The organism is Kitasatospora mediocidica KCTC 9733, assembly GCF_000744225.1.
In the GTDB taxonomy this organism is placed as follows: Bacteria; Actinomycetota; Actinomycetes; order Streptomycetales; family Streptomycetaceae; genus Kitasatospora; species Kitasatospora mediocidica.
Map to the genome: position 1 here is coordinate 1329776 of NZ_JQLN01000005.1, position 21634 is coordinate 1351409.

15 protein-coding genes are annotated in these 21634 nt (G+C 72.1%); 8 read left to right on the plus strand and 7 right to left on the minus strand.

Features of this window, described 5'->3' with window-relative positions; genetic code table 11:
- Positions 1 to 23: 23 nt before the first annotated feature.
- On the plus strand, positions 24 to 230 hold the full coding sequence (locus tag BS80_RS19890) for a hypothetical protein (protein WP_035799221.1): 207 nt from the start codon (positions 24 to 26) through the stop codon (positions 228 to 230).
- A 124-nt stretch (positions 231 to 354) separates the two neighbouring features.
- A complete protein-coding gene (locus BS80_RS19895) occupies positions 355 to 1857 on the plus strand; it encodes an SPFH domain-containing protein (RefSeq protein ID WP_035799223.1) in 1503 nt (500 codons plus the stop codon).
- 65 nt (positions 1858 to 1922) lie between these two features.
- Here the strand turns inward: BS80_RS19895 and BS80_RS19900 are convergent, their stop codons facing one another.
- Entirely contained in the window at positions 1923 to 2999 is a 1077-nt protein-coding gene (locus BS80_RS19900) for a hypothetical protein (protein WP_063772015.1), read from the minus strand.
- 33 nt (positions 3000 to 3032) lie between these two features.
- The gene (locus BS80_RS19905; protein ID WP_083974942.1) at positions 3033 to 3725 is read right to left on the minus strand and encodes a VC0807 family protein; all 693 of its coding nucleotides are present in this window, start codon (positions 3723 to 3725) and stop codon (positions 3033 to 3035) included.
- Between the two features lie 211 nt (positions 3726 to 3936).
- Between BS80_RS19905 and BS80_RS19910 the strand changes: the two genes are divergently transcribed.
- Positions 3937 to 6759 (plus strand): PKD domain-containing protein, encoded by a 2823-nt coding sequence (locus BS80_RS19910; protein WP_035799225.1) that lies wholly within the window; start codon positions 3937 to 3939, stop codon positions 6757 to 6759.
- Between the two features lie 78 nt (positions 6760 to 6837).
- Here BS80_RS19910 and BS80_RS19915 read toward each other — a convergent pair whose 3' ends face one another.
- A complete protein-coding gene (locus BS80_RS19915; protein WP_035799234.1) occupies positions 6838 to 7038 on the minus strand; it encodes a DUF5326 family protein in 201 nt (66 codons plus the stop codon).
- Between the two features lie 222 nt (positions 7039 to 7260).
- Between BS80_RS19915 and BS80_RS19920 the strand changes: the two genes are divergently transcribed.
- Both BS80_RS19920 and BS80_RS19925 read left to right on the plus strand, forming a co-directional pair.
- Positions 7261 to 10038 (plus strand): right-handed parallel beta-helix repeat-containing protein, encoded by a 2778-nt coding sequence (locus BS80_RS19920; RefSeq protein ID WP_035799237.1) that lies wholly within the window; start codon positions 7261 to 7263, stop codon positions 10036 to 10038.
- 135 nt (positions 10039 to 10173) lie between these two features.
- Positions 10174 to 12969: a PKD domain-containing protein gene (locus BS80_RS19925; protein ID WP_035799240.1), complete on the plus strand. Its 2796-nt coding sequence runs from the start codon at positions 10174 to 10176 to the stop codon at positions 12967 to 12969.
- 55 nt (positions 12970 to 13024) lie between these two features.
- Here BS80_RS19925 and tenA read toward each other — a convergent pair whose 3' ends face one another.
- Together tenA and BS80_RS19935 are read right to left on the minus strand one after the other, a co-directional pair.
- Positions 13025 to 13693 (minus strand): thiaminase II, encoded by a 669-nt coding sequence (gene tenA, locus BS80_RS19930; RefSeq protein WP_035799242.1) that lies wholly within the window; start codon positions 13691 to 13693, stop codon positions 13025 to 13027.
- 29 nt (positions 13694 to 13722) lie between these two features.
- Entirely contained in the window at positions 13723 to 14040 is a 318-nt protein-coding gene (locus BS80_RS19935; RefSeq protein ID WP_035799243.1) for a cupin domain-containing protein, read from the minus strand.
- 106 nt (positions 14041 to 14146) lie between these two features.
- On the opposite strand from BS80_RS19935, the gene BS80_RS19940 reads away from it, so the two are divergent.
- The 3 genes from BS80_RS19940 to BS80_RS19950 all read left to right on the plus strand — a co-directional run bounded on the left by BS80_RS19940 (position 14147) and on the right by BS80_RS19950 (position 18511).
- Positions 14147 to 14524 carry a phage holin family protein gene (locus tag BS80_RS19940; RefSeq protein WP_035799248.1) on the plus strand — a complete coding sequence of 126 codons (378 nt, stop codon included), beginning with the start codon at positions 14147 to 14149 and terminating at the stop codon, positions 14522 to 14524.
- A 184-nt stretch (positions 14525 to 14708) separates the two neighbouring features.
- The gene (locus BS80_RS19945) at positions 14709 to 17756 is read left to right on the plus strand and encodes a S53 family peptidase (protein ID WP_157536405.1); all 3048 of its coding nucleotides are present in this window, start codon (positions 14709 to 14711) and stop codon (positions 17754 to 17756) included.
- A gap of 203 nt (positions 17757 to 17959) precedes the next feature.
- Positions 17960 to 18511, plus strand: coding sequence for an NUDIX domain-containing protein (locus BS80_RS19950; RefSeq protein ID WP_051967153.1), 552 nt, complete (start codon positions 17960 to 17962; stop codon positions 18509 to 18511).
- 21 nt (positions 18512 to 18532) lie between these two features.
- Here the strand turns inward: BS80_RS19950 and BS80_RS19955 are convergent, their stop codons facing one another.
- Positions 18533 to 20122 carry a globin domain-containing protein gene (locus tag BS80_RS19955; protein ID WP_232246537.1) on the minus strand — a complete coding sequence of 530 codons (1590 nt, stop codon included), beginning with the start codon at positions 20120 to 20122 and terminating at the stop codon, positions 18533 to 18535.
- Between the two features lie 161 nt (positions 20123 to 20283).
- On the minus strand, positions 20284 to 21633 hold the full coding sequence (locus tag BS80_RS19965) for a dihydrolipoamide acetyltransferase family protein (protein WP_408607416.1): 1350 nt from the start codon (positions 21631 to 21633) through the stop codon (positions 20284 to 20286).
- Between the last annotated feature and the right edge of the window lies 1 nt (position 21634).

Below are 21634 nucleotides of genomic sequence, written 5' to 3' on the forward strand. Positions count from 1 at the left end.
GTGGCGGAAGGGGGCACGCACGCATGATCGGCTGCACGGGACGGGTCACGGGCAGGGTCGGACCGGGGCTGGTGGGCGAGGTGCTGGTGCACGTACCGCAGCGCCAGGGGACCGAGGCGTTCCTCGCCTACCCGGCCGCGCCGGGGGAGTTGCTGCCGGTCGGCACACCCGTCGTGGTGGTCGACTACCAGCCGCCGCGGACGGTCTTCGTGGCCCCCGCGTACGGGTGATCCCCCCGGGCTTCCCAACTGATCCGAAACGGCGCACAATCTCCATTCGCCACGGGGTTCCGCGCCATCCTGCACAACCGAGCGCAGTCACGGGACGTCGTGCGCCCTGAAGGGGGAAAAGCCGATGTTCTTCGGCATCGTCGGCGGTGGGGTCGCCGCAGCAGTCATTCTGGTCGTCGTGCTCTTCAAGCTCATGTGGCGGGTCGCCGAGCCCAATGAGGCACTGATCATCTCCGGGTCGCGGCACCGCACCGAGGGTGTCGCCGACGGCCTCGGGTTCCGCGTGGTCACCGGGCGCGGCACGCTCGTCACGCCGGGCGTGCAGGTGGTCCGCAAGCTCTCGCTGGACCTCAACGAGGCCGACCTCGACGTCGGCTGCGTGACGTCCCAGGGCATTCCGGTGCAGGTCAAGGGCGTGGTGATCTTCAAGGTCGGGGACGACCAGGTCTCCATCGCGAATGCCGCCCGGCGCTTCCTGGACCAGCAGAAGATGATGGGCCACCGGGTCCACAACGTCTTCGCCGGCCACCTGCGCTCGATCGTCGGCGGGCTGACGGTCGAGGAGATGATCCGCGACCGCGAGCGGCTGACCGGGGAGACCCGGGCCGCGTCCGGCTCCGAGATGGAGAAGCTCGGGCTGATCATCGACTCGCTGCAGATCCAGGAGATCCTGGACCCGACCGGCTACATCAAGAACCTGGCCGCCCCGCACGCCGCCGCCGTCCAGCGCGACGCCCGGATCGCGGCCGCCGCGGCCGACCGGGAGGCCACCGAGGCGGAGCAGGAGGCCTTCGCCCGCAAGGCCGAGGCCACCCGCAACTCCGGTATCCAGCAGGCCGGTTACCAGGCCGAGATGGACACTGCGGCGGCCCGCGCGCTGCAGGCCGGACCGCTCGCCGAGGCCGCCTCCCGCCAGGAGGTGGTGGTCCAGGAGACGAAGGTCGCCGAGCTGGAGGCGCACCGCAAGGAGCAGCAGCTGCAGGTCGAGGTCCGCAAGCCGGCCGACGCCCGCGCGTACGAGACCCGCACCAAGGCCGAGGCCGACCGCGACGCGCGGATCTCCGCCGCCGAGGCGCAGGCCCGGGAGACCGAGCTGAAGGCCGTCGCCGAGGCGAACCGGGTGAAGATCGCCGCGCTCGCCGAGGCCGAGGCCACCAAGGCCCGCGGTCTCGCCGCCGCCGACGCCACCCGGGCCACCGGCGAAGCCGAAGCGGCCGCCGCGGCGGCCAAGGGCCAGGCCATAGCCGCCGCGGCGCACGCCCTCGGCCTCGCCGAGGCCGAGGCGCTCAAGGCCCGCTCGGAAGCCCTGGCCGAGAACCAGGATGCCTTGGTCGCCCAGCAGTTGGCCGAGAACTGGGCCGAGATCGTGCGGGCCGGCGCCGAGGCCTTCGGCAACGTCGAGCACATGGTGCTGCTCAACGGCGCCGACGGCATGGGCGAGATGTTCGCCAAGGCCCTCACCATGGGCGGCACCGGCCTGGGCCTGGCCCGTCAGCTGCTCGGCTCGATGAACGCCACCGGCGACACCCCCGTGTCCGCCGGATCAGCCACCCCCGCCGAAGCAGCTCCCCGACGGACCGGCAGCCAGGCCATCCCGGTCCAGGCGGATCCCGACCCCGCGTCCTGACCTGCGCCTTCCGCAGCACCCCGGTGCCCGGGCCGCCTCGCCGCAGCCCGGGCACCGGCGCGTTCTCAGGCCCGTGCACTGGTCGCGACACGGACAGGGACACAGGCTGGGACACAAGCAGGGACACAGGTCGGGACACAGGCCGGCGCGTAGGCCTGCGCGAGCGCGTCGAAGACCAGCTTGGGCTCCCAGCCCAGCCCCGGACGGCCGCCGCCCGGCACCATCCGCACCACCCCGTACGAGCCCAGGTCGAGGTCGAAGCGCGGGTCGCGGTCGTGCGACGCGCCGTAGGCGGCGAAGGTGAACCAGAAGGCCGCGTCCACGCCCTCCTCCTCGAAGACCGGCAGCAGCTCGCGCAGGTAACGGACCTGCACCTGCTCGTCCCGGACGAACTCGCCCACCACCCGGCGCGGTTCGGCGTCGTCGTCGACGACGTCCCAGCCCATCGCGCCGCGCGCGGCCGCGCCCTGGTAGGCGCAGCAGCCGAACTCGGTGACCGCCACCGGCTTGCCGTGCGCGAAGTGCGCGCGCAGCTCGTCCCGGTAGTGGTCGGCGTTGTGCTCGTCGCGGTAGGCGTCGACGCCGACGATGTCGAACGGCGTCCAGTCGATCTCCTCCCAGGGGCCGGACGCGTAGCTCAGCGGGCCGCCGAAGTGCGGCCGGACCCGGGCGGCCACCTCGGCCAGGAAGGCGCTCAGCCGTCCGGCGATGTTCCCGTAGGGCCGGAAGAGCTCGGGGTCGGGGGCCGCGACGTTGGCCACCCGCTCGGCGAAGCCGTCCCCGGGGAGGAACCCTTGCGCGAAGACGGACAGTTCGCAGCCGGTGACCAGCACCACCTCGGCGCCGCCCGCACGCACCCGCTCGGCCCGCCGGGCGCAGTCCTCGAACCAGGGCAGCATCTCCTGCGGCGTCAGGTCGCAGGGGAACGGTGCGAACCAGATCTCCAGGCCGAGTTCGGCCGCACAGCCGGCGGCGATGCTCAGCCGCTCCGGGTCGTCGCCGGAGATCCGCACCGCCGTGCAGTGCAACTCCTCTGCTATCACCCGCAGTTCCTCACGGACCTGATCGGCGTGGAACTCCGGCCGGGAGGTGTCCCCGGCGGGGCTGAAACCGGTGTCGTAGTTGATGCCCTTGCCGCGCATGGCGGGTTCTCCTGAGTCGTGTGGGTGGGGGGATCAGGCGGTCTCGGCGGTGAGCAGGCTCTTCATCCGCTCGCTGAACGGGCCGCTCGCCACGCTGGCGACGCCGATCGCACCGATCAGCAGCACCGTGGAGAGCCAGGCCATCGTCGCCACCGGGACGGTGTAGGCGAGGACGATCCGCAGGGCGCAGTCGGCCACCAGCGCGATCCCCCAGACCGCCGAGAAGCCGCGCTCCGCCCGGCGGAACGCCGTCGAGCGCTCGGCCAGCCGGTCCCAGCTGGCGGCGAGCGTCGCCTCCCCCCTGGTCAGGAAGGGCTTCAGCCCGGCACTCATCAACGGGCGGGCGCCGAAGGCCGACCACAGGATCGAGAAGCCGATCACGCTGCTGACCGCGCCGTCCTTGGCGATCATCAGCCGCGGGTCACCGGCCAGCGCGGAGAGCGCGATCCCGACGACGTTGACCACGAGCATCAGCGCCGCCAGCCCGTTCACCGAACGCTCCCGCAGCAGGCCGGCCAGCGTCCGGACCGCCGGGACGACGCTGCTCAGAGTGAGCGAGGCGACCAGGCCCAGGCCCGCCACCGAGTGCGCCAGGTAGTAGACGGCCAGCGGCACCACGATGTCCACTGCCAGCGGCCACAACGCGACGACCAGCGGGTTGGCCGGCCGGCCGACCGTCGGGACGGCCGTCGGGACAGCCTCCGGGGTGATGACGCTCTGGCTCATGGTCCGCTCCTCCGCTGGTCGTTTCCGCGCTGCGCCCAGCCTCCCGCGCGGGGCTGACCACCCGTCAGTGCCGACTGTGCGCAGTTCGGCATGACAGCTGTCACGGCTGTGCGATGACAGCTGGACGGATATGCCCGAGCGCCCCGGGCGCGCGCCGTGATAAAGAACGATCAACAGAACGTTCCACACCATCCGGGGGGAGGAGTGCGCCTTGCGCCTCCACAACGCTGTCGGCCTCGGTGCCGCAGCCATCACCGCAGTCCTCGGGCTGCCCGTACCGGCGGCCTCCGCCGACGTCAGCACGCTCTACGTCAGCCAGGTCATCGGCTGCTCGGACGCGGGCGTCGGCTCGCAGCAGACCCCGTACTGCACGATCGCGGCGGCCGCCGACGCCGCCCAGCCGGGGCAGACCGTGCGGATCGCGCCCGGCCGGTACGGCGAGCAGCTGCACCTCACCCGGTCGGGCACCCCCGGGCACCCGATCACCTTCGCGGGCGGCCCGCTGTCGGTGCAGGACCCGACGCCGTCCGTCACGATCGAGCCCACTGACGCCGGCACGCCCGCGCTTTCGGTCAGCGGCGTCCACGACGTCCGGATCGAGCGGATCGCCTTCGAGCAGCCGACGGTGTCGGCGACCATCACCGACTCCTCGCAGGTCGCGCTCGACCAGACGAGCTTCTGGGGCGACTACTACGCGAAGACCGTCCAGCCGCCCGCCCTGCGGGTGACCGGCCGGAGCTCCGACGTCACGGTCGGCCGCAGCGACTTCCAGTTCACCGGCGGCGTCTCGATCGAGGCCGGCACCCAGCGGACCACCCTGACGACCGACCACTTCTTCGACTCCAGCGCGACGGCCGTCTCCGCGGTCGACGCGGTCGGCACGGTCCTCACCAGCAACACCCTCTCCGGCGGCCCGCGCCCGGCGCTCAGCCTGGCCGGTGCCTCCACCGGCAGCTCGGTCGAGAACAACATCCTCACCGGCAACCGGATCGGCACGGTCCCGGCGGACGGAACGGGCGACGCCGAACTGCTGGTCTCCGCCGGCTCGGCCGCGCACACCACCGTGGACTACAACGTCGTCGACCAGGCGAACGGCGGCGGCGGGGTCTACAGCTGGGCAGGCCGGAACTATCAGCCCGCCGCGTTCCGCGCGGCGACCGGCCAGGGCGCCCACGACCTCGACGACGCCACGCCGCTGGTGCGCGACGGCGCGCGCGAGAAGCTCAGCGAGGCCTCACCCGCCATCGACTCGGCCGACCCCGCGGCGCCGGGCATGCTGAGCACCGACCTGCTGGGCGACGTCCCGGTGGACGACCCCAAGGTCGCGAACACCGCTCCGGCCGGCGGCTACCGCGACCGTGGCGCCTACGAGTTCGAGGGCCTGACGGCGGTGAGCCTGAGCGCCGACCCCGCCCAGGGCCCCGCCGCCCTGCTGGTCACCGCCACCGCGCGGGTCTCGAACAGCTGGCCCGGGCCGGTCAGCTACAGCTTCGACTTCGGGGACGGCTCGGCCCCGGTCGTCACCACGGATCCGAGCGCACAACACCTCTACCCGGCCAAGGGCAGCTACCAGGTCGGCGTCACCGTCACGGACTCCTACGGCGGCCGGCTCGTCAGCACCCCCGCCAGCGAGGGCAACTACGCCAGCCTCGTCACCGTCGGCGAGCCCGGCGACCTCGTTCCCAAGCTGACGACCCAGGGCATCGGGCTGCTGGAGATCGGCGCGGGCAGCCAGGGCAGCACCGGCCCGTGGCGCATCACCGGCTACTCCTTCGACTTCGGCGACAACACCCCGGCCGAGACCGGTGCCTCCAGCGCCCAGCACACCTACCGGCAGCCGGGCAGCTACACCGTGACGCTGACCGAGAAGGACCAGGGCGGTCGCACCGCCGTCACCCGCAACACGGTGCAGGTCGGCTACACCCCGGCCGGCTACGTGCCGGTCGCCCCGACCCGGGTGTACGACTCGCGCACGCCGGAGCTCTACCACCGCGCCCCGGGCGCGCGGCCGGTCGGACCGGGCGAGACCCTGTACGTGCCGGTGGACTCCGTTCCCTCGGGTGCCACCGCGATCGTCGCCAACATCACGGCCACCGACGCCACCGCCTCCACCCACCTGGACGTCAGCCCGGCCGGCCAGCAGCCCACCGGGACCTCCAACCTCAACGTCGTCCCCGGCCAGACGGTCGCCAACCTGGTCACCGTCTCGCAGGTCGGCACCCGGCCGGGCCTGAACATCACCAACCTCGCGGGCAGCGTCCACGTCGTGGTCGACGTCCTCGGCTACTACCTGCCGAACGCGAAGGACGGGTACAGTCCGGTCGCCCCGGCCCGGCTGCTCGACACCCGCGACGCCGCCGGCGGCAAGCTCGCCCCGTTCTCCTGGACCTCCCTGCAGGTCACCGGCCGGGGGGCGGTGCCCGTCGGCGCGGACGCCGTGGTGCTGAACCTGACCGCGACCGAGCCCACGGCCACCGGCTACCTGGCCGTCCGCCCGAGCGGCCGGTCCGGCCCGCCCACCACCTCCAGCCTGAACTTCACGCCCGGCCAGACCGTCCCCGGGCAGGTCATCGTCCCGGTCGGCCCGGACGGCAGGATCGACATCTACAACCACTCCGGCAGCACGCACGCCGTCGCGGACGTGCTCGGCTACTACAGCGCCGACAGCAAGGGCCTGTTCACCCCGGTCCCGCCGACCCGGCTGGTCGACACCCGCGACGCCGGCGGCCACCCGGTCGCCGGCGGCACGGCGCTCGGCATCCAGGTCGGCGGTGCGGGCGGCGTCCCGGCCGGCGCGACAGCGGCCGTCCTCAACCTCACCGAGACCGCGCCCACCGGCGACGGCTTCCTGACGGCCTACCCGGACGGCATCGCGCCGCCGAACACCAGCAACGTCAACTTCGTCGCCGGCCAGACCACGCAGAACCACACGCTGGTGCCGATCGGCGCCGACGGCAGGGTCGAGGTGCTCAACCACGGCGCCGGCTCGACCCAGCTGATCGCCGACCTCTTCGGCTACTTCACCAACGGCTGACGCACCGCGCGACCCCACGACGACGCCCGCCTCACCGGACACGGTGGGGCGGGCGTCGTCGCTTCGGTGCGCGGTGCGTCAGCTCTTGGCGGCCTTCTTGACCAGGATCACCACGGCGGCCGCGATACCGACCACCACCAGCGCCTTGATCAGGAACCCCACCAGCGCGCTGACCACACCGACCACGAACCAGACCAGGTTCCAGGCGAGTACCAGCACGATGATCGGGACGACGATGTTGCGCACCCAAGAGGGCAGTGACTTCCAGAGCTCGGCCATGTCCGTTCCTTCTCTCCCCCTCGGGTCGGCCACCGCTCGGTGGCCGCATCCCGTCTGCTTTCGGTACTTCGATCGTACGAGGGGCAACCGGCGGAAACGAGGGATCCGGTCCCCGAGAGAACCCGGAGATCCCCCTGACCCCGAAGCCAGGGGGACCCCCGGGAACCGCCCGCCAGCGCCCCGATACCATCGCGCCCTGATCATCTTCTTGGGGGGAAGTACGTGCGCAGCTACCGCGCCATCGGCGGCCTCACCGCCGCCGGCCTCATCACCGCCCTGGGCCTGCCGATCCAGGCCGCCGCCGCCGACGCCACCACGCTCTACGTGGACAACGCCGTCGGCGCCCACTGCTCGGACAGCGGCACCGGCAGCCAGGCCCAGCCCTACTGCACCATCCAGGCCGCGGCCGACGCCGCCCAGCCCGGGCAGACCGTCCAGGTCTCGCCGGACGGCACTTACCGGAGCCAGGTGACCATCACCCACTCCGGGACACAGGGCCAGCCCATCACCTTCAGCGGCGGTGGGGTGCCCGCGTTCAACTCGAACCACGCCTGGATCGAGACCGGCGCCAACCAGGCTCACGCCTTCGCCGTGTCGGGCGCCCACGACATCGTGATCCAGGGCTTCGACGTCTCCACGTCGACCAACGCGATCGCGATCACCGACTCCGCCCGTGTCAAGATCGACAACGACGAAGATGTGCCCGACACCGAGTCGGCCGCCTCGACCGTCGCCGTACGGGTGTCGGGTCAGAGCAGCGACGTGACGGTCAGCCGGAACATCCTGTGGAACCGCTCGCCCGTGGTGATCGACGCCGGGGTCCAGCGCACCACGGTCGAGGGCAACGACCTCGACAGCGGACCCACCGTCGGCATCACCGCCGTCGGTGCTCCGAACACGGTCGTGGTCAACAACACGGTCAGGTCAACCTGCGGCTCGGGCATCAGCCTGACCGGCGGATCGACCGGCGCCGTCATCGAGAACAACATCGTCACCGTGTCCAAGCTCGGGAACTGCCCGGTCGGGAGCCCGCAGGTCGAGATCGGCGTCTCGGCCGACTCCGCCCCGCAGAGCCGGACCGACTACAACGTCGTCCACCCGACGACGGGCGGCTCCGCGTACAACTGGTCCGGCACCGCCTACCCGACGGCAGCGGCACTGCACACCGCCACCGGGCAGGGCGCCCACGACATCGACGCCGACGTGACGTTCAGCGTCAACGACGCACCCCTCGCCGAGCTGACCGAGGGCTCCCCGGCGATCGACTCGGCCGACCCGAACGCGCCGGGGATCCAGGGCACCGACGTGATGGGCAACCCGGCGGCCGACGACCCCACCGTGGCCAACTCCGGCGCCACCTTCCGGGACCGCGGCGCGTACGAGTTCGAGGGACTGAGCCACCCCTCGATAATCGTCCAGGGAGCCACCACGCCCTCACCCGAAGGCCCCGCGCCGCTGAGCACCAAGCTCACCGTGTCCGCTCCGGACACCTGGACCACCGCACTGAGCTACTCGTACGACTTCGGCGACGGCAGCCCGGCGGTGGTCTCCACCAGCCCGACCGCCACCCACAGCTACCCGACGGTCGGCCGCTACACGCCGACCGTGACGGTCACGGACGGCCTCGGCAGCCGGGCGGTCGCCAGCGACCGCCAGGTCGTGGTCAACACTCCCGGACCGCTCGTCCCGGTGCTGACCGCCACCAAGCTGTCCTCGCCGCTGACCTTCGACTTCTCGACCGTCGGCACCACCGACCCGTACTGGATCAGCAACACCGTGCTGGACTACGGCGACGGCACTCAGGACCACTCCCAGGGTCAGCACGCCTTCCCCAAGGCGGGCAAGTACACCGTCACCGCGACGTTCACCGACGAGAGCGGCACGACCAAGTCCACCAGCGTCCAGGTCGACGCCGAGTACGACCCGGCGGGCTTCGTCCCGATCACGCCCACCCGGGTGATGGACACCCGTAATCCGATGATGGGCAGCCACCAGCCGCTGGTCCCCGGCACGCCGCAGTACATCATCACGCGCGCCCCGGCCGGTGCGACCGCGGTCGTGCTCAACCTGACCGCGACGAACGCGAACGAGACCGGCCACCTCACGGTGTTCCCGGCCGGCACGAGCCAGCCCAGCACGTCCAACCTGAACTACACGGCCGGCACCAACATCGCCAACCTGGTCACCGTCCCGCTCGGCACCAACGGCGAGCTGGAGGTCACGACCAACACCGGCTCGGTCGACGCGATCGCCGACGTCTACGGCTACTACGTCCCCGGCGCCGCCGCCAAGTTCACCCCGACCACCCCCGCGCGCATCCTGGACACCCGCAACGGCGGCGACGCCGGCAAGCTCGGCCCCGCCGCCACGCTGCCCCTCCAGATCACCGGTCAGGGCTCGGTCCCGGCCAACGCGACCGCCGTCGTCCTCAACCTCACCACCACCGAGGCCACCGACTCCAGCTACCTCGCCGCCTACCCCTCCGGCACCGCCTTCACCGGCACCTCCAACCTCAACTTCCAGCCCGGCCGCAACACTCCGAACCAGGTCATCGTCCCCGTGGGCCCCGACGGCAAGGTGACGATCTACAACCACAGCGGCAGCGTCCACGTCATCGCCGACGTCTTCGGCTACTACAGCCCCGACGGCAAGGGCCTCTTCACCCCGGTCTCCCCGACCCGCCTACTCGACACCCGCGACGCCGGCCCCGCCGCCAAGCCCGGCCCCGGCAGCGTGACCTCCTTCGGCGGCCTCCCCGCCGGCGCCACCGCGGCCGCCCTCAACGTCACCGCCACCGGCGGCGACAACGACGGCTTCCTGACCGTCTTCGCCGACGGCACCCCGCGCCCGGGCTCCAGCAACCTCAACGTCGTCCCGAACACCGACATCGCCAACCACGCCATCACCCAGGTCGGCACCGACGGCAAGGCCGACGTCTACAACTTCACCGGCCACACCGACTTCGTCGCCGACCTCTTCGGCTACTTCACCAACAACTGACCAACCAGCAGACACGCACCAGGGCCCGGCCGCACAACGGCCGGGCCCTGGTGCGTCCTCAAGAGAACCCCCGGAGACCACCCAGATGTCTCCCCGATAGCATCGCGCCCTGATCATCTTCTTTGGGGGAAGTACGTGCGCAGCTACCGCGCCATCGGCGGCCTCACCGCCGCCGGACTCATCACCGCCCTGGGCCTCCCGCTGACGTCAGCCGCGTCGGCCGACGCCACCACGCTCTACGTGGACAACGCCGCCAGCTCCCACTGCTCGGACAGCGGCACCGGCACCCAGGCCCAGCCCTACTGCACCATCCAGGCCGCAGCCGACGCCGCCCAGCCCGGGCAGACCGTCCAGGTCTCGCCGGACGGCACATACCAGAGCCAGGTGACCATCACCCACTCCGGTACACAGGGCCAGCCCATCACCTTCAGCGGCGGCGGGGTGATCACGGTCGGCTCCTACACCGCCGAGATCTCGACCAAGGCCAACCCGGTCCACCAGGCCCACGCCTTCGTCGTGACCGGTGCCCACGACATCGTGATCCAGCACTTCGACCTCTCGCAGTCGCCCGACGCGATCGCGATCACCGACTCCGCCCGGGTCACGATCGACGGCAACTACCGCGAGCCCGGCACCGAGCCCCTCACCACGACCGCCGCCGTGCACGTGTCGGGCCAGAGCAGTGACATCACGGTCAGCCGGAACGTCCTGATGAGCCGCTCGCCGGTCCTGGTCGACGCCGGTGCCCAGCGCACCACGGTCGTCGGCAACGACCTCTACAGCGGGCCCACCGTCGGCATCACCGCCGTCGGCGCCCCGAACACCGTGGTGGTCAACAACACGGTCAAGTCCTTCTGCGGCACCGCCGTCAGCCTGTCCGGCGCATCGACCGGCTCGGTGGTGGAGAACAACATCGCCACCCTGGCCCCGAACGGGGTCTGCCTGGCGGGGACCCCGCAGGTCCAGTTCGCCGTCTCGGCCGACTCCGCCGCGCAGAGCCGCAGCGACTACAACATCGTCCGCCCCGCCACTGGCGGTTCCGCGTACAACTGGTCCGGCACCGCCTACCCGACGGCGGCGGCACTGCACACCGCCACTGGGCAGGGCGCCCACGACATCGACTCCGACGTGACGTTCAACGGCGGCGCCGCGCCCTTCGACGAGCTGACCGAAGGCTCCCCGGCGATCGACTCGGCCGACTCGACCGCCCCCGGGCTGCTGGACACCGACCGGCTGGGCAACAGCCCGATCGACGACCCCACGGTGACCAACTCCGGCCCGGGCGGCACCTTCCGGGACCGCGGCGCGTACGAGTTCGACGGCCTGGCCGGCGCCACGCTGTACGTCCGGGGAAGCACCACCCCCTCGCCCCAGGGCCCCGCTCCGCTCACCGCGACCGTCAGCGTGACCGCCACGGACAGCTGGTCCAGCAAGCTGAGCTACTCGTTCGACTTCGGCGACGGCAGCCCGGCGGTGGTCACCACTGACCGGACCCTCAACCACACCTACCAGACGGTCGGCAGCTACACGCCGATCGTGACGGTCACGGACGGTCTCGGCGGCCGGGTGATCGGCCGTGACCGGCAGGTCGTGGTCAACGCGCCCGGTCCGTTCGTCCCGGCGCTGACCGCCGAGAAGCAGACCACACCGCTGACCTTCACCTTCTCGACCACCGGCACCACCGACCCGTGGGCCATCGAGAAGACAGTGCTGGACTACGGCAACGGCGTCACGTCCTCGTCCCAGGGTCCGTACACCTACCCCAAGCCGGGCAAGTACACCGTCACCCTGACGCTGACCGACGAGACCGGCACGACCAAGTCCACCAGCATCCCGGTCGACGCCGAGTACGACCCGGCCGGGTTCGTGCCGGTCACGCCCCACCGGGTCATGGACACCCGCAACCCGATGATGGGCAGCCACCAGCCGCTGACCGCCGGCTCGCCGCAGTACATCATCACTGGCGTCCCCGCGGGCGCGACCGCGGTCGTGCTCAACCTGACCGCGACCAACGCGAACCAGACGGGCCACCTCACGGTCTTCCCGGCCAACACGCCCCAGCCCAGCACGTCCAACCTGAACTACACGGCCGGCACCAACATCGCCAACCTGGTCACCGTCCCGGTCAACAGCGGCGGTGACCTCCAGGTCGCCACCAACACCGGCTCGGTCGACGCGATCGCCGACGTCTACGGCTACTACATGCCCGGCGCAGCTTCCAAGTTCACCCCGACCACCCCCGCCCGAATCCTGGACACCCGCAACGGCGGCGACGCCGGCAAGCTCGGCCCCGCCGCCACGCTGCCCCTCCAGGTCACCGGCCAGGCCTCGGTCCCCACGAACGCCACCGCCGTCGTCCTCAACCTCACCACCACCGAGGCCACCGACTCCAGCTACCTCGCCGCCTACCCCTCAGGCACCGCCTTCACCGGCACCTCCAACCTCAACTTCCAGCCCGGCCGCAACACCCCCAACCAGGTCATCGTCCCCGTCGGCCCCGACGGCAAGGTGACGATCTACAACCACAGCGGCAGCGTCCACGTCATCGCCGACGTCTTCGGCTACTACAGCCCCGACGGCAAGGGCCTCTTCACCCCCGTCTCCCCGACCCGCCTACTCGACACCCGCGACGCCGGCCCCGCCGCCAAGCCCGGCCCCGGCAGCGTGACCACCTTCGGCGGCCTCCCCGCCGGCGCCACCGCTGCCGCCCTCAACATCACCGCCACCGGCGGCGACAACGACGGCTTCCTCACCGTCTACGCCGACGGAACCCCGCGCCCGGGCTCCAGCAACCTCAACGTCGTCCCGAACACCGACATCGCCAACCACGCCATCACCCAGGTCGGCACCGACGGCAAGGCCGACATCTACAACTTCACCGGCCACACCGACTTCGTCGCCGACCTCTTCGGCTACTTCACCAACAACTGACCCCGAACACATGAGGGCCCCGGCTGAACAGCCGGGGCCCTCACCCGTACCCGCCTCAGACCGGCCAGGTCTCGCCCCGCCAGGCCGCGTCCCAGAACATCCACTCGTACCGCGATGTCGTGGTGAAGTGCTCGGTCACCCGGCGGCGTTCGGCCGGCGAGATCTCCTCGCCGAGCCGGTCGGTGAGCTCCAGCACCCGGCGCACCACGGACTGGAACGCCTCGTCGCCGTAGGTCGCGATCCACTTGGCGTACAGCGGGTCGGGCGAGGAACGCGCGAGCAGCTGCTCGCCGACCCGGGCGTAGATCCAGTAGCAGGGCAGCACCGCGGCGACCGCCTCGGCGAACGAGCCGCCGTAGACGGTGGCCAGCAGGTAGCTGGTGTAGGCGCGGGTGGTGGGCAGCACCGGTTCGGCGGCGGCCTGCGCGGCGGTGTCCCCGAAGGCGTCCAGGAACTCGGCGTGCATGCCCTGTTCGGCGGCCAGCGCGCCGATCGCGTCGTCGGCGAAGGCCCGGACCTCCTGCTCGCCCGGCGCCTTGGCGGCGCAGACGGCCAGCGCCCGGGCGTAGTCGCGCAGGTAGTGCGAGTCCTGCACGACGAAGTGCCGGAAGGCGGCGCGTGGCAGGGTCCCGTCGGTCAGGCCGGCCAGGAAGGGGTGGTCGAGGATCCTCGCGTAGACCGGCTCGATGGCCGTCCAGAGTTCCTCGGTCAGCGTCTGGGTCATACCGCGACCCTAAGCGACCCCCGCAGGCCTCAGGCTTCGGGCGGCGAGAAGACCACCAGGACCCGCAGCTCCTCGGTGATGTGGTGGAACCGGTGCGGCACCCCGGCCGGGACGTACGCCACGGTGCCCCGCCCGACCGTGGTGGTCTCGGCGCCGATCGTCAGGTAGGCCCGGCCGCTGACCACCTGGTAGATCTCGTCCTGTTCGTGGGCGCTCTGGGTGTCGGTGTCGCCGGGCGAGAGCGCGTACAGCCCCGCCGACATGTGCCGCTCCTTGAGGAAACGCAGGTACGCCCCCTCGTTGGCCGCCCGCTCCGCGTCCAGCTCGTCCAGCCGGAAGACCTTCATTCGCCGCTGCTCCTCGTCTCGGTACAGCGGCATTCAACACCCTGACAGGCAACATCCCCCCGCCGGGACTTCCACCAACCGGCCAGGCCTGCGACGATGCGGAGCCATGAAGCACTTCGCGGTCAAGACCCTCATCAACGCGGCAGCCATCTGGGTCGCCGCCTGGATCGTCAGCGGGATCACGCTCTCCAACGGTGACTGGCAGCACCAGACGCTGACCGTTCTCGCGGTCGCAGTGATCTTCGGCGTGGTGAACTGGCTGATCAAGCCGGTGGTGAAGCTCTTCTCGTTCCCGCTGTTCATCCTCACCCTGGGCCTGATCACCTTCGTCATCAACGCCCTGATGCTCTGGCTGACCTCGTTCGCCTCCGACAAGCTGAACCTGGACTTCCACGTGACGGGCTTCTGGCCGGCCCTGCTCGGCTCGCTGATCATCAGCCTGGTGTCCTGGGGCCTCAACATGGCGGTGGGCGACGACGACTGAGCCCGGACCCGCTGATCGCAGGACCTGCCCGGCGCGCTGTCAGCGCCGGGCAATATTGTTCGCAGAGCGCCTGTCTGAAAATGATATAAACAAGCGACTTATGGCACGTCAGGGTTAATTCGACGTCATGGAGCAGCGCACGCCGCGCGCTCCTCTTTTTTGTGCACGCACCTGGAGAGCATGGATGGCCAGTCCCCTGGGTCCGCTGGGCGGTCCTCGAATATCCCGTACCGCCACGAGACGCCTGCTCACCGGCGGTGCCTGCGTGGCCGTGGTGGCCGCGCTGCTGACCCCCGGCACCGCACTGGCCGACTCGCCGACGCCGGCGCCGGTCCGGGTGGGCTCCGCGCCCGCCGCCCCGGCCGACGCGACCCCGGCCGCCGGACCCGCCGACGACACCGCGCTCCAGCTGAGCGTCACGCTGTCGCCGCGCGACCCGGCCGCGCTGAAGAGCTTCCTGAGCGACGTCGCGTCGCCGACCTCCTCGCGCTACCACCAGTACCTGAAGACCGGTCAGTTCGCCCAGGTCTTCGGCGCCGACCAGGCGACCGTCGCCACCGTCAGCAAGGCGCTGGCCGCGGCCGGCCTGCACCCCGGCGCGCTGGGCGGCGACGGCCTGACCATCCCCGTGGACACCACCGTCGCCCAGGCCAAGAAGGCCTTCGGCACCGGCTTCGCGGGCTACAAGCTGGCCGACGGCAGCACCGCCTACGCCAACACCGCCGCGCCCGCCCTGTCGGCCAAGGCCGCCGGCGCGGTCACCGCCGTGGTCGGCCTGGACAACCTGGCCCGCGCGCACAACCACCTGGCGAACCCGCACGAGACCACCGCCGTGCCGACCGCCAACGCGAGCACCACGCCCGGCGCGCACGCCACCGGGGGCGCGCCGCAGATCTGCTCCAACCTGGTGAACTTCGAGTCCACCACCAACGGCTTCGTCAACAACCGCGACTACTACAGCTACGACTCCCTCGCCCAGGCCTACGGCATGGGCGCCCAGACGCTGCCGAACGCCGGCGCGGGCGTCACGGTCGCCCTGTACGAGCTGGAGGACTACAGCGACAGCGGTGTCGCGGCCTTCCAGAACTGCTACGGGACGAACGCCCCGATCTCCCGGATCAAGGTCGACGGCGGCCCGACCGCCGCGCCGACCAACGACGGCGCCGTCGGCGGCGAGTCCGCGCTGGACATCGACACCGTGATCGGCCTCGCCCCGAAGGCGAGCATCCTGGTCTACCAGGGCCCCGACGCGGCCCTGGCCAGCAGCACCCAGACGGTGGACGTGCTCCGCCAGATCGTCAACGACAACAAGGCCCAGGTCATCTCGACCAGCTGGGGTGTCTGCGAGTCGGCCCTGCTCGACCCGAACAACGGCGCCCCGGCGCAGATCACCGCCGAGAACCTGGCTCTCCAGCAGGCGGCGGCGCAGGGTCAGACCGTGGTCGCGGCCTCCGGCGACTCCGGCTCGACGGACTGCGCGCGTCCCGGCGCCCCCGACACCCGGCTCTCCACCGACGACCCGGCGAGCCAGCCGTACATCACCGGCGTCGGCGGCACCTCGATGACCGGCCAGGGCGCGACCGTCGCCGAGTCGGTCTGGAACCGCAACAACGGCGCGGGCGGCGGCGGCATCTCGCAGGCCTGGGCCCTGGACAAGGCGACCGGCTTCCAGGCCGGCTTCACCGGCCCGGGCTACAGCGGCACCCCGTGCAACGCGGGCGCCGGGCAGGCCTGCCGCCAGGTCCCGGACGTGTCGGCGCTGGCCGACCCGTACACCGGCTACCTGGTCGCGCTGAACGCCAACGCCACCACCACGTACTGGATCCGCCTCGGCGGCACCAGCGCCGCGGCGCCGGTCTGGGCCGCCATCGCCGCGCAGGCCGACGCCTCGTCCGCCTGCACCACCAGCGGCCCGGTGGGCCTGCTCAACCCGACGCTCTACAAGCTCGCGGGCAGCTCCTCGCTGCACGACGTCACCGTCGGCGGCAACAACATCACCGGCGCCGCCTACCAGAGCGGCCCCGGCTACGACATGGCCTCGGGCCTGGGCACGCCCAACGGCGGCAACCTGGCGAGCAACCTCTGCGTGCCGGGCAGCACCTTCACCGCGACGCCGCCGACCCGGCTGCTCGACACCCGCGCGGCCGTCGGCACCCCGGGCACCGGCAAGGTCCCCGCGTTCAGCTCGGTCCCGCTGCAGATCGCCGGCCGGGCGGGCATCCCGTCCAGCGGCCTGACCGCGGTCGTCCTGAACGTGACCACCACCGACAGCGCCACCGACGGGCACCTCACGGTCTACCCCTCCGGCGGCATCGTGCCGACCACCTCGAACCTGAACTGGACGGCCGGCGAGGTCATCCCCAACCTGGTGACGGTGCCGGTCGGCCCGGACGGCAAGGTCGTCCTGCTGAACAGCGGCTGGGGCCCGACCCACCTGGTGGCGGACGTCTTCGGCTACTACACCAGCGCCAACCCGAGCGGTCCGAGCTTCACCAGCGCCGGCCCGAACCGCCTGCTGGACACCCGTGGCGCCATCGGCACGCCGACCACCACGCCGATCCCGTCCGACTCCTCGGTCTCCCTCCAGGTGGCCGGCCGCGCGGGCATCCCGGCCACCGGCGTCACCGCCGTGGTCCTGAACGTCACGGTGACGGCGCCGACCAGCGAGGGCTTCCTCACGGTGGTCCCCTCCGGCACTACCCCGATCGGCACCTCCAACCTCAACTGGACGCCCGGCGAGACCATCCCCAACCAGGTGATCGTCCCGCTCGGCCCGGACGGCAAGGTGACGCTGTACAACAGCAGCGCGGGCACCACCCACGTGGTCGCGGACGTCTTCGGGTACTTCTCGGCGGCGGCCCCGGCGGGTTCGCCCTTCCACACCTCGTTCCCGCGCCGGCTGATGGACACCCGCAGCGGCCTGGGCACGAACGCCGCCGCGCTGGCCGGCGGCGAGACCCGCCAGCTGCACCTGGACACCACCACCGCGGTGGGCCGGGCGAAGGCGGTGGTCCTCAACGTCACGGTCACCGCGCCGACGTCCGAGGGCTTCCTGACGGCCTGGCCGACCGGCGGCAGCCGGCCGAACTCGTCCAACCTGAACTGGACGGCGGGCGAGACCATCCCCAACCTGGTCACCGTCCCGGTGGGTCCTGACGGCATCGTCAACCTCACCAACGTGTCCGCGGGCAACACCCACGTGATCGTCGACCTGTTCGGCTACTACAGCTGATCCGGGCGAAGGGGCGGGCGGCGGACCTGGTCCGCTGCCCGCCCCTTCGGCATTCCCCGCCCGTTCGCCGCGGTCAAGCGGAACGCACCACTCCTCTTCGTTCACCTGTGCGAGTTTCAGCGGCGGACGGCTGCGGCAGACTCCCGCACAACGTGCCGGTCCGGCAGCCACCCGGACCCTCCCGGAGGTGACCTGAGGTGACCATGGGCCTTCCCGAAGCCCGCCCGTCCCGCACTCCGCATCCCCGTCCGGTCGTCAAGCGCACGGCCCGGGCGATCCTGCTCGACCTGCCCGCCGACGACCCGAACGGCACCGCCTCGCTGGTGGTGATCAAGCGGACCCGGCCCGGCAGCAACCCGTACTGGATCACGCCCGGCGGCGGCGTCGAGCCCGAGGACCGCACCGTCGTCGACGCACTGCACCGCGAGGTGGACGAGGAGCTCGGCGGCAAGGTGGAGGACATCGTCCCGGCCTTCGTCGACACGGTCGCCCACTCGCACCACGAGGACGGCAGCCTGCTGCACCCGCACGGGGTCAAGGTGCAGCACTTCTTCGTCTGCCGGCTGGCCGGGATGGACCCCTCGCGGCGGCACGGCCCGGAGGTGGACGAGCCGCAGGGCGAGTACGAGATCGTCCGGCTGCCGTTCACCCGTGAGGGGGTCACCGCGGTCAACCTGGTGCCGCCCTCGCTGCGCGCCTACCTGGCCGCCAACATCGAGGGTGTCCGCGCGATGCTCGCCGACGACCTGGGCTGACCGGCGCGGGTCCGACGCGCGCTACGCCAGGTCGCCCACCAGGTCGTGCCGGATGTGCTCGGGCCGCACGCCGGACCTGGCCAGCATGCCCGCCCCGCGGCGCACCATCGCGGCCGGGCCGCTCAGGAACGCGTGGTGGCCGTCCCACGGCCCGAGCTGGGCCACCACGTCGGTCAGCAGCCCGGACAGCGCGGCGCCCGGCTGCACCCGCTCCTCGGAGAGCACCGGTCGCACCGAGAGCCACGGGTGACGGTGCGCCAGCCGCCGCAGCGACTCCAGCTCGTACAACTCGCCCGTCTGGCGGGCGCCGTAGAAGACCTCCACCCGGCGGCCGGCCGCGCCCCGCTCGGCCACCTCCTCGACCAGCGCGCTGATCGGCGCGATGCCGGTGCCGCCGCCGACGCAGAGCAGGTGCGCCGGATCCGCGTGGTCGGCCACCATCGAGCCCGCCGCCGGACCGAGCCGCAGCACGTCCCCCGGGGCCGCCCGGCGGACCAGTGCGCTGCTGACCCAGCCGGCCGGCACCGCCTTGACGTGGAAGGTCAGCAGACCGTCCGGGCGCGGCGCGGTGGCGAACGAGAAGTGCCGCCAGACCCGCGGCCACCAGGGCGTCTCCAGGGTGGCGTGCTGCCCGGCCCGGTACGGGTACGGCTGGTCGGGGCGCACGGTGATCACCGCGACGTCCCGGCCGCGCTGCTGGTGCGAGACCACCTCGGCCTGCCACCACGGCGGCGAGTGCCGGGCGGCGCCCTCGGCCGCGTCGATCATGATCTTCGAAATCAGGCCGTACGCGCGGCGCCAGGCCACCTCGGTGTCGGCGTCCCAGCGGCTGCCGCAGTACTTCTCCAGCGCGGCGACCAGGCACTCGCCGACCACGCCGTAGTGGCCCGTCAGCGTGCCGTACTTGCGGTGGCCCTCGCCCAGCCGGGTCAGGTACGCGGTCAGACCGGCCGGGTCGTCGGCGCTGCGGGCGGCCATCAGCAGGGCCCGGAAGAGCCGGTCGCGCTGGACGTCCATGGCCGCCGGGAAGAGTGCGCGGACCTCCGGGTGACGGACGAAGATCAACGCGTAGAAGTGCGCGGTGGCACGGTCGGCGACCGGCTCGACGACGGCCAGACTGGCCCGGATCAGCTCGATGTCGCGGGCGGTGGGCGGCTCGGCGGCGGCCTGCTCCCGCGAGGCGTCGGGGCCGGGAGCCGCACCCGGAGCGGGGGGCACTCCGGGCTCCTGGTTCTCCCAGGCCTGGCTCCACTGGTCGCCCGGGCCGGCCCAGTTGAGCCCCGGGGCCCAGCTGAAGAGCGGCTCGATGGCGGGCCGCTCGGCGCCGTGCGGCGCCGGCTCGGCGGTGTGCAACACCGGCAGGAAGGACGCCGGGACGGGCGCGGCCGCCGGGACGGGCACCACCGGCGCCGGCGGCGGCGCGGGAATGGTCGGCGGCACGGTCGGCCGCGGCGGGACCGGAACCCCGGCGACCTGGGTCGGCACCGGCACGTCCCCCGCGGGCGCCGCCGGAGCCGGCATGCCCGGCACCGCGGACGCCGCGACCGACCCGTGCCCGGAACGAACCAGCAGCGCGGGAAGCGACTTCACCTCAGCCTGACGCGTACTCAAAAGAATCGTTTCGCCTCCGGTCGTCCCAGCAACGCCTCGGGTAGCGTGGCACGACCAAAAAGCTCATCCGACAAGTTGAGTGAACGCCGGACACCCTCCCCGCCCGCACGCTAGGCTCGGCCGATTCGCGCGCGGACGGGACACGGGACACCCCGCCGTTCTCAGAGCTGGCGCAACAGCATCCCCGGCTGCTCCACGCAGTCCGCGACGAACCGCAGGAACCCGCCGGCCGTACCGCCGTCACAGACCCGGTGGTCGAAGGTGAAGGACAGCTGGGTGACCTGGCGAACCGCCAACTCGCCCTGGTGGACCCAGGGTTTGGCAACGATCCGGCCGACCCCCAGCATCGCCGCCTCCGGGTGGTTGAGGATCGGCGTGGAGCCGTCCACCCCGAACACGCCGTAGTTGTTCAACGTGAAGGTGCCACCGGTGAGTTCGGCCGGAGTGAGCGAGCCGGAGCGGGCCGACTCGGTCAACCGGGAGAGCTCGGCGGCCAGTTGCTCGGTGGACAGCAGATGCGCGGAGCGCACCACCGGGACCATCAGGCCGCGGTCGCTCTGGGCCGCGAAGCCCAGGTGGACGGCCGAGTGCCGGTGCAGCGCCACCGGGGCTCCCGCGGCGTCGAGTTCGACGCTGGCGTTGAGCTCGGGGTGGCGGGCCAGCGCCGCCGTGCAGATCCGGGCGAGCAGCGCGAGCAGACTGACCTTCGGACCGTTGCCCTGGTTCATCTGGCGGCGCAGGTCCAGCAGTTCGGTCGCGTCGGCGTCCACCCAGCAGGTGGCGGCGGGGATCTCGTGGTGGCTGCGGGTGAGCTTCTCGGCCACCGTGCGGCGCAGCCCGCGCAGCGGGACCGACGTCGCGTCGGCCGGCGCCTGAGCAGCGGGCGCGGGCGCGGCCACGGCCGGCGTCGCCACCGCGCGCTCGACGTCGGCCCGCATGATCAGGCCCTGGGGGCCGCTGCCGGTGAGGCCGGCCAGGTCGATCCCGTGCTCCCGCGCCAGCCGGCGCACCAACGGAGAGATCACCGCGACCACGGCGGGAGCGACCACCGCCGGAGCGGGCGCCACAGCCGCAGCAGGCGCCACAGCAGGAGCGGTCGGCACAGCCGGAGCGGTCGGCACAGCTGGAGCGATCGGCACGGCCGGAACCCCGACCCGGCGCCGCCGCGAACCCTTGCCGCCCGCCGAAACCCCGTACCCCACCAGCACGTTGCCGGAGGCGCCGTCGTCCAGCGGCTGGTCCACGGCCTCGCCGGACTCCGACGAACCCACCGCCACCGTCACCAGCGGCTGCCCGACCGCCCGCTCCTCGCCGGGCTCGCCGTACCGCGCGGTGACCACGCCGCCGTACGGGCAGGGCACCTCCACCACGGCCTTGGCGGTCTCCACCTCCACCACCGGCTGGTCGACGGCGATCACCTCGCCCACCTCCACCAGCCAGCGCACCACTTCCGCCCCGGTCAGCCCTTCGCCCAGGTCGGGCAGCGTGAACTCGCGCACGATCGGCACCATG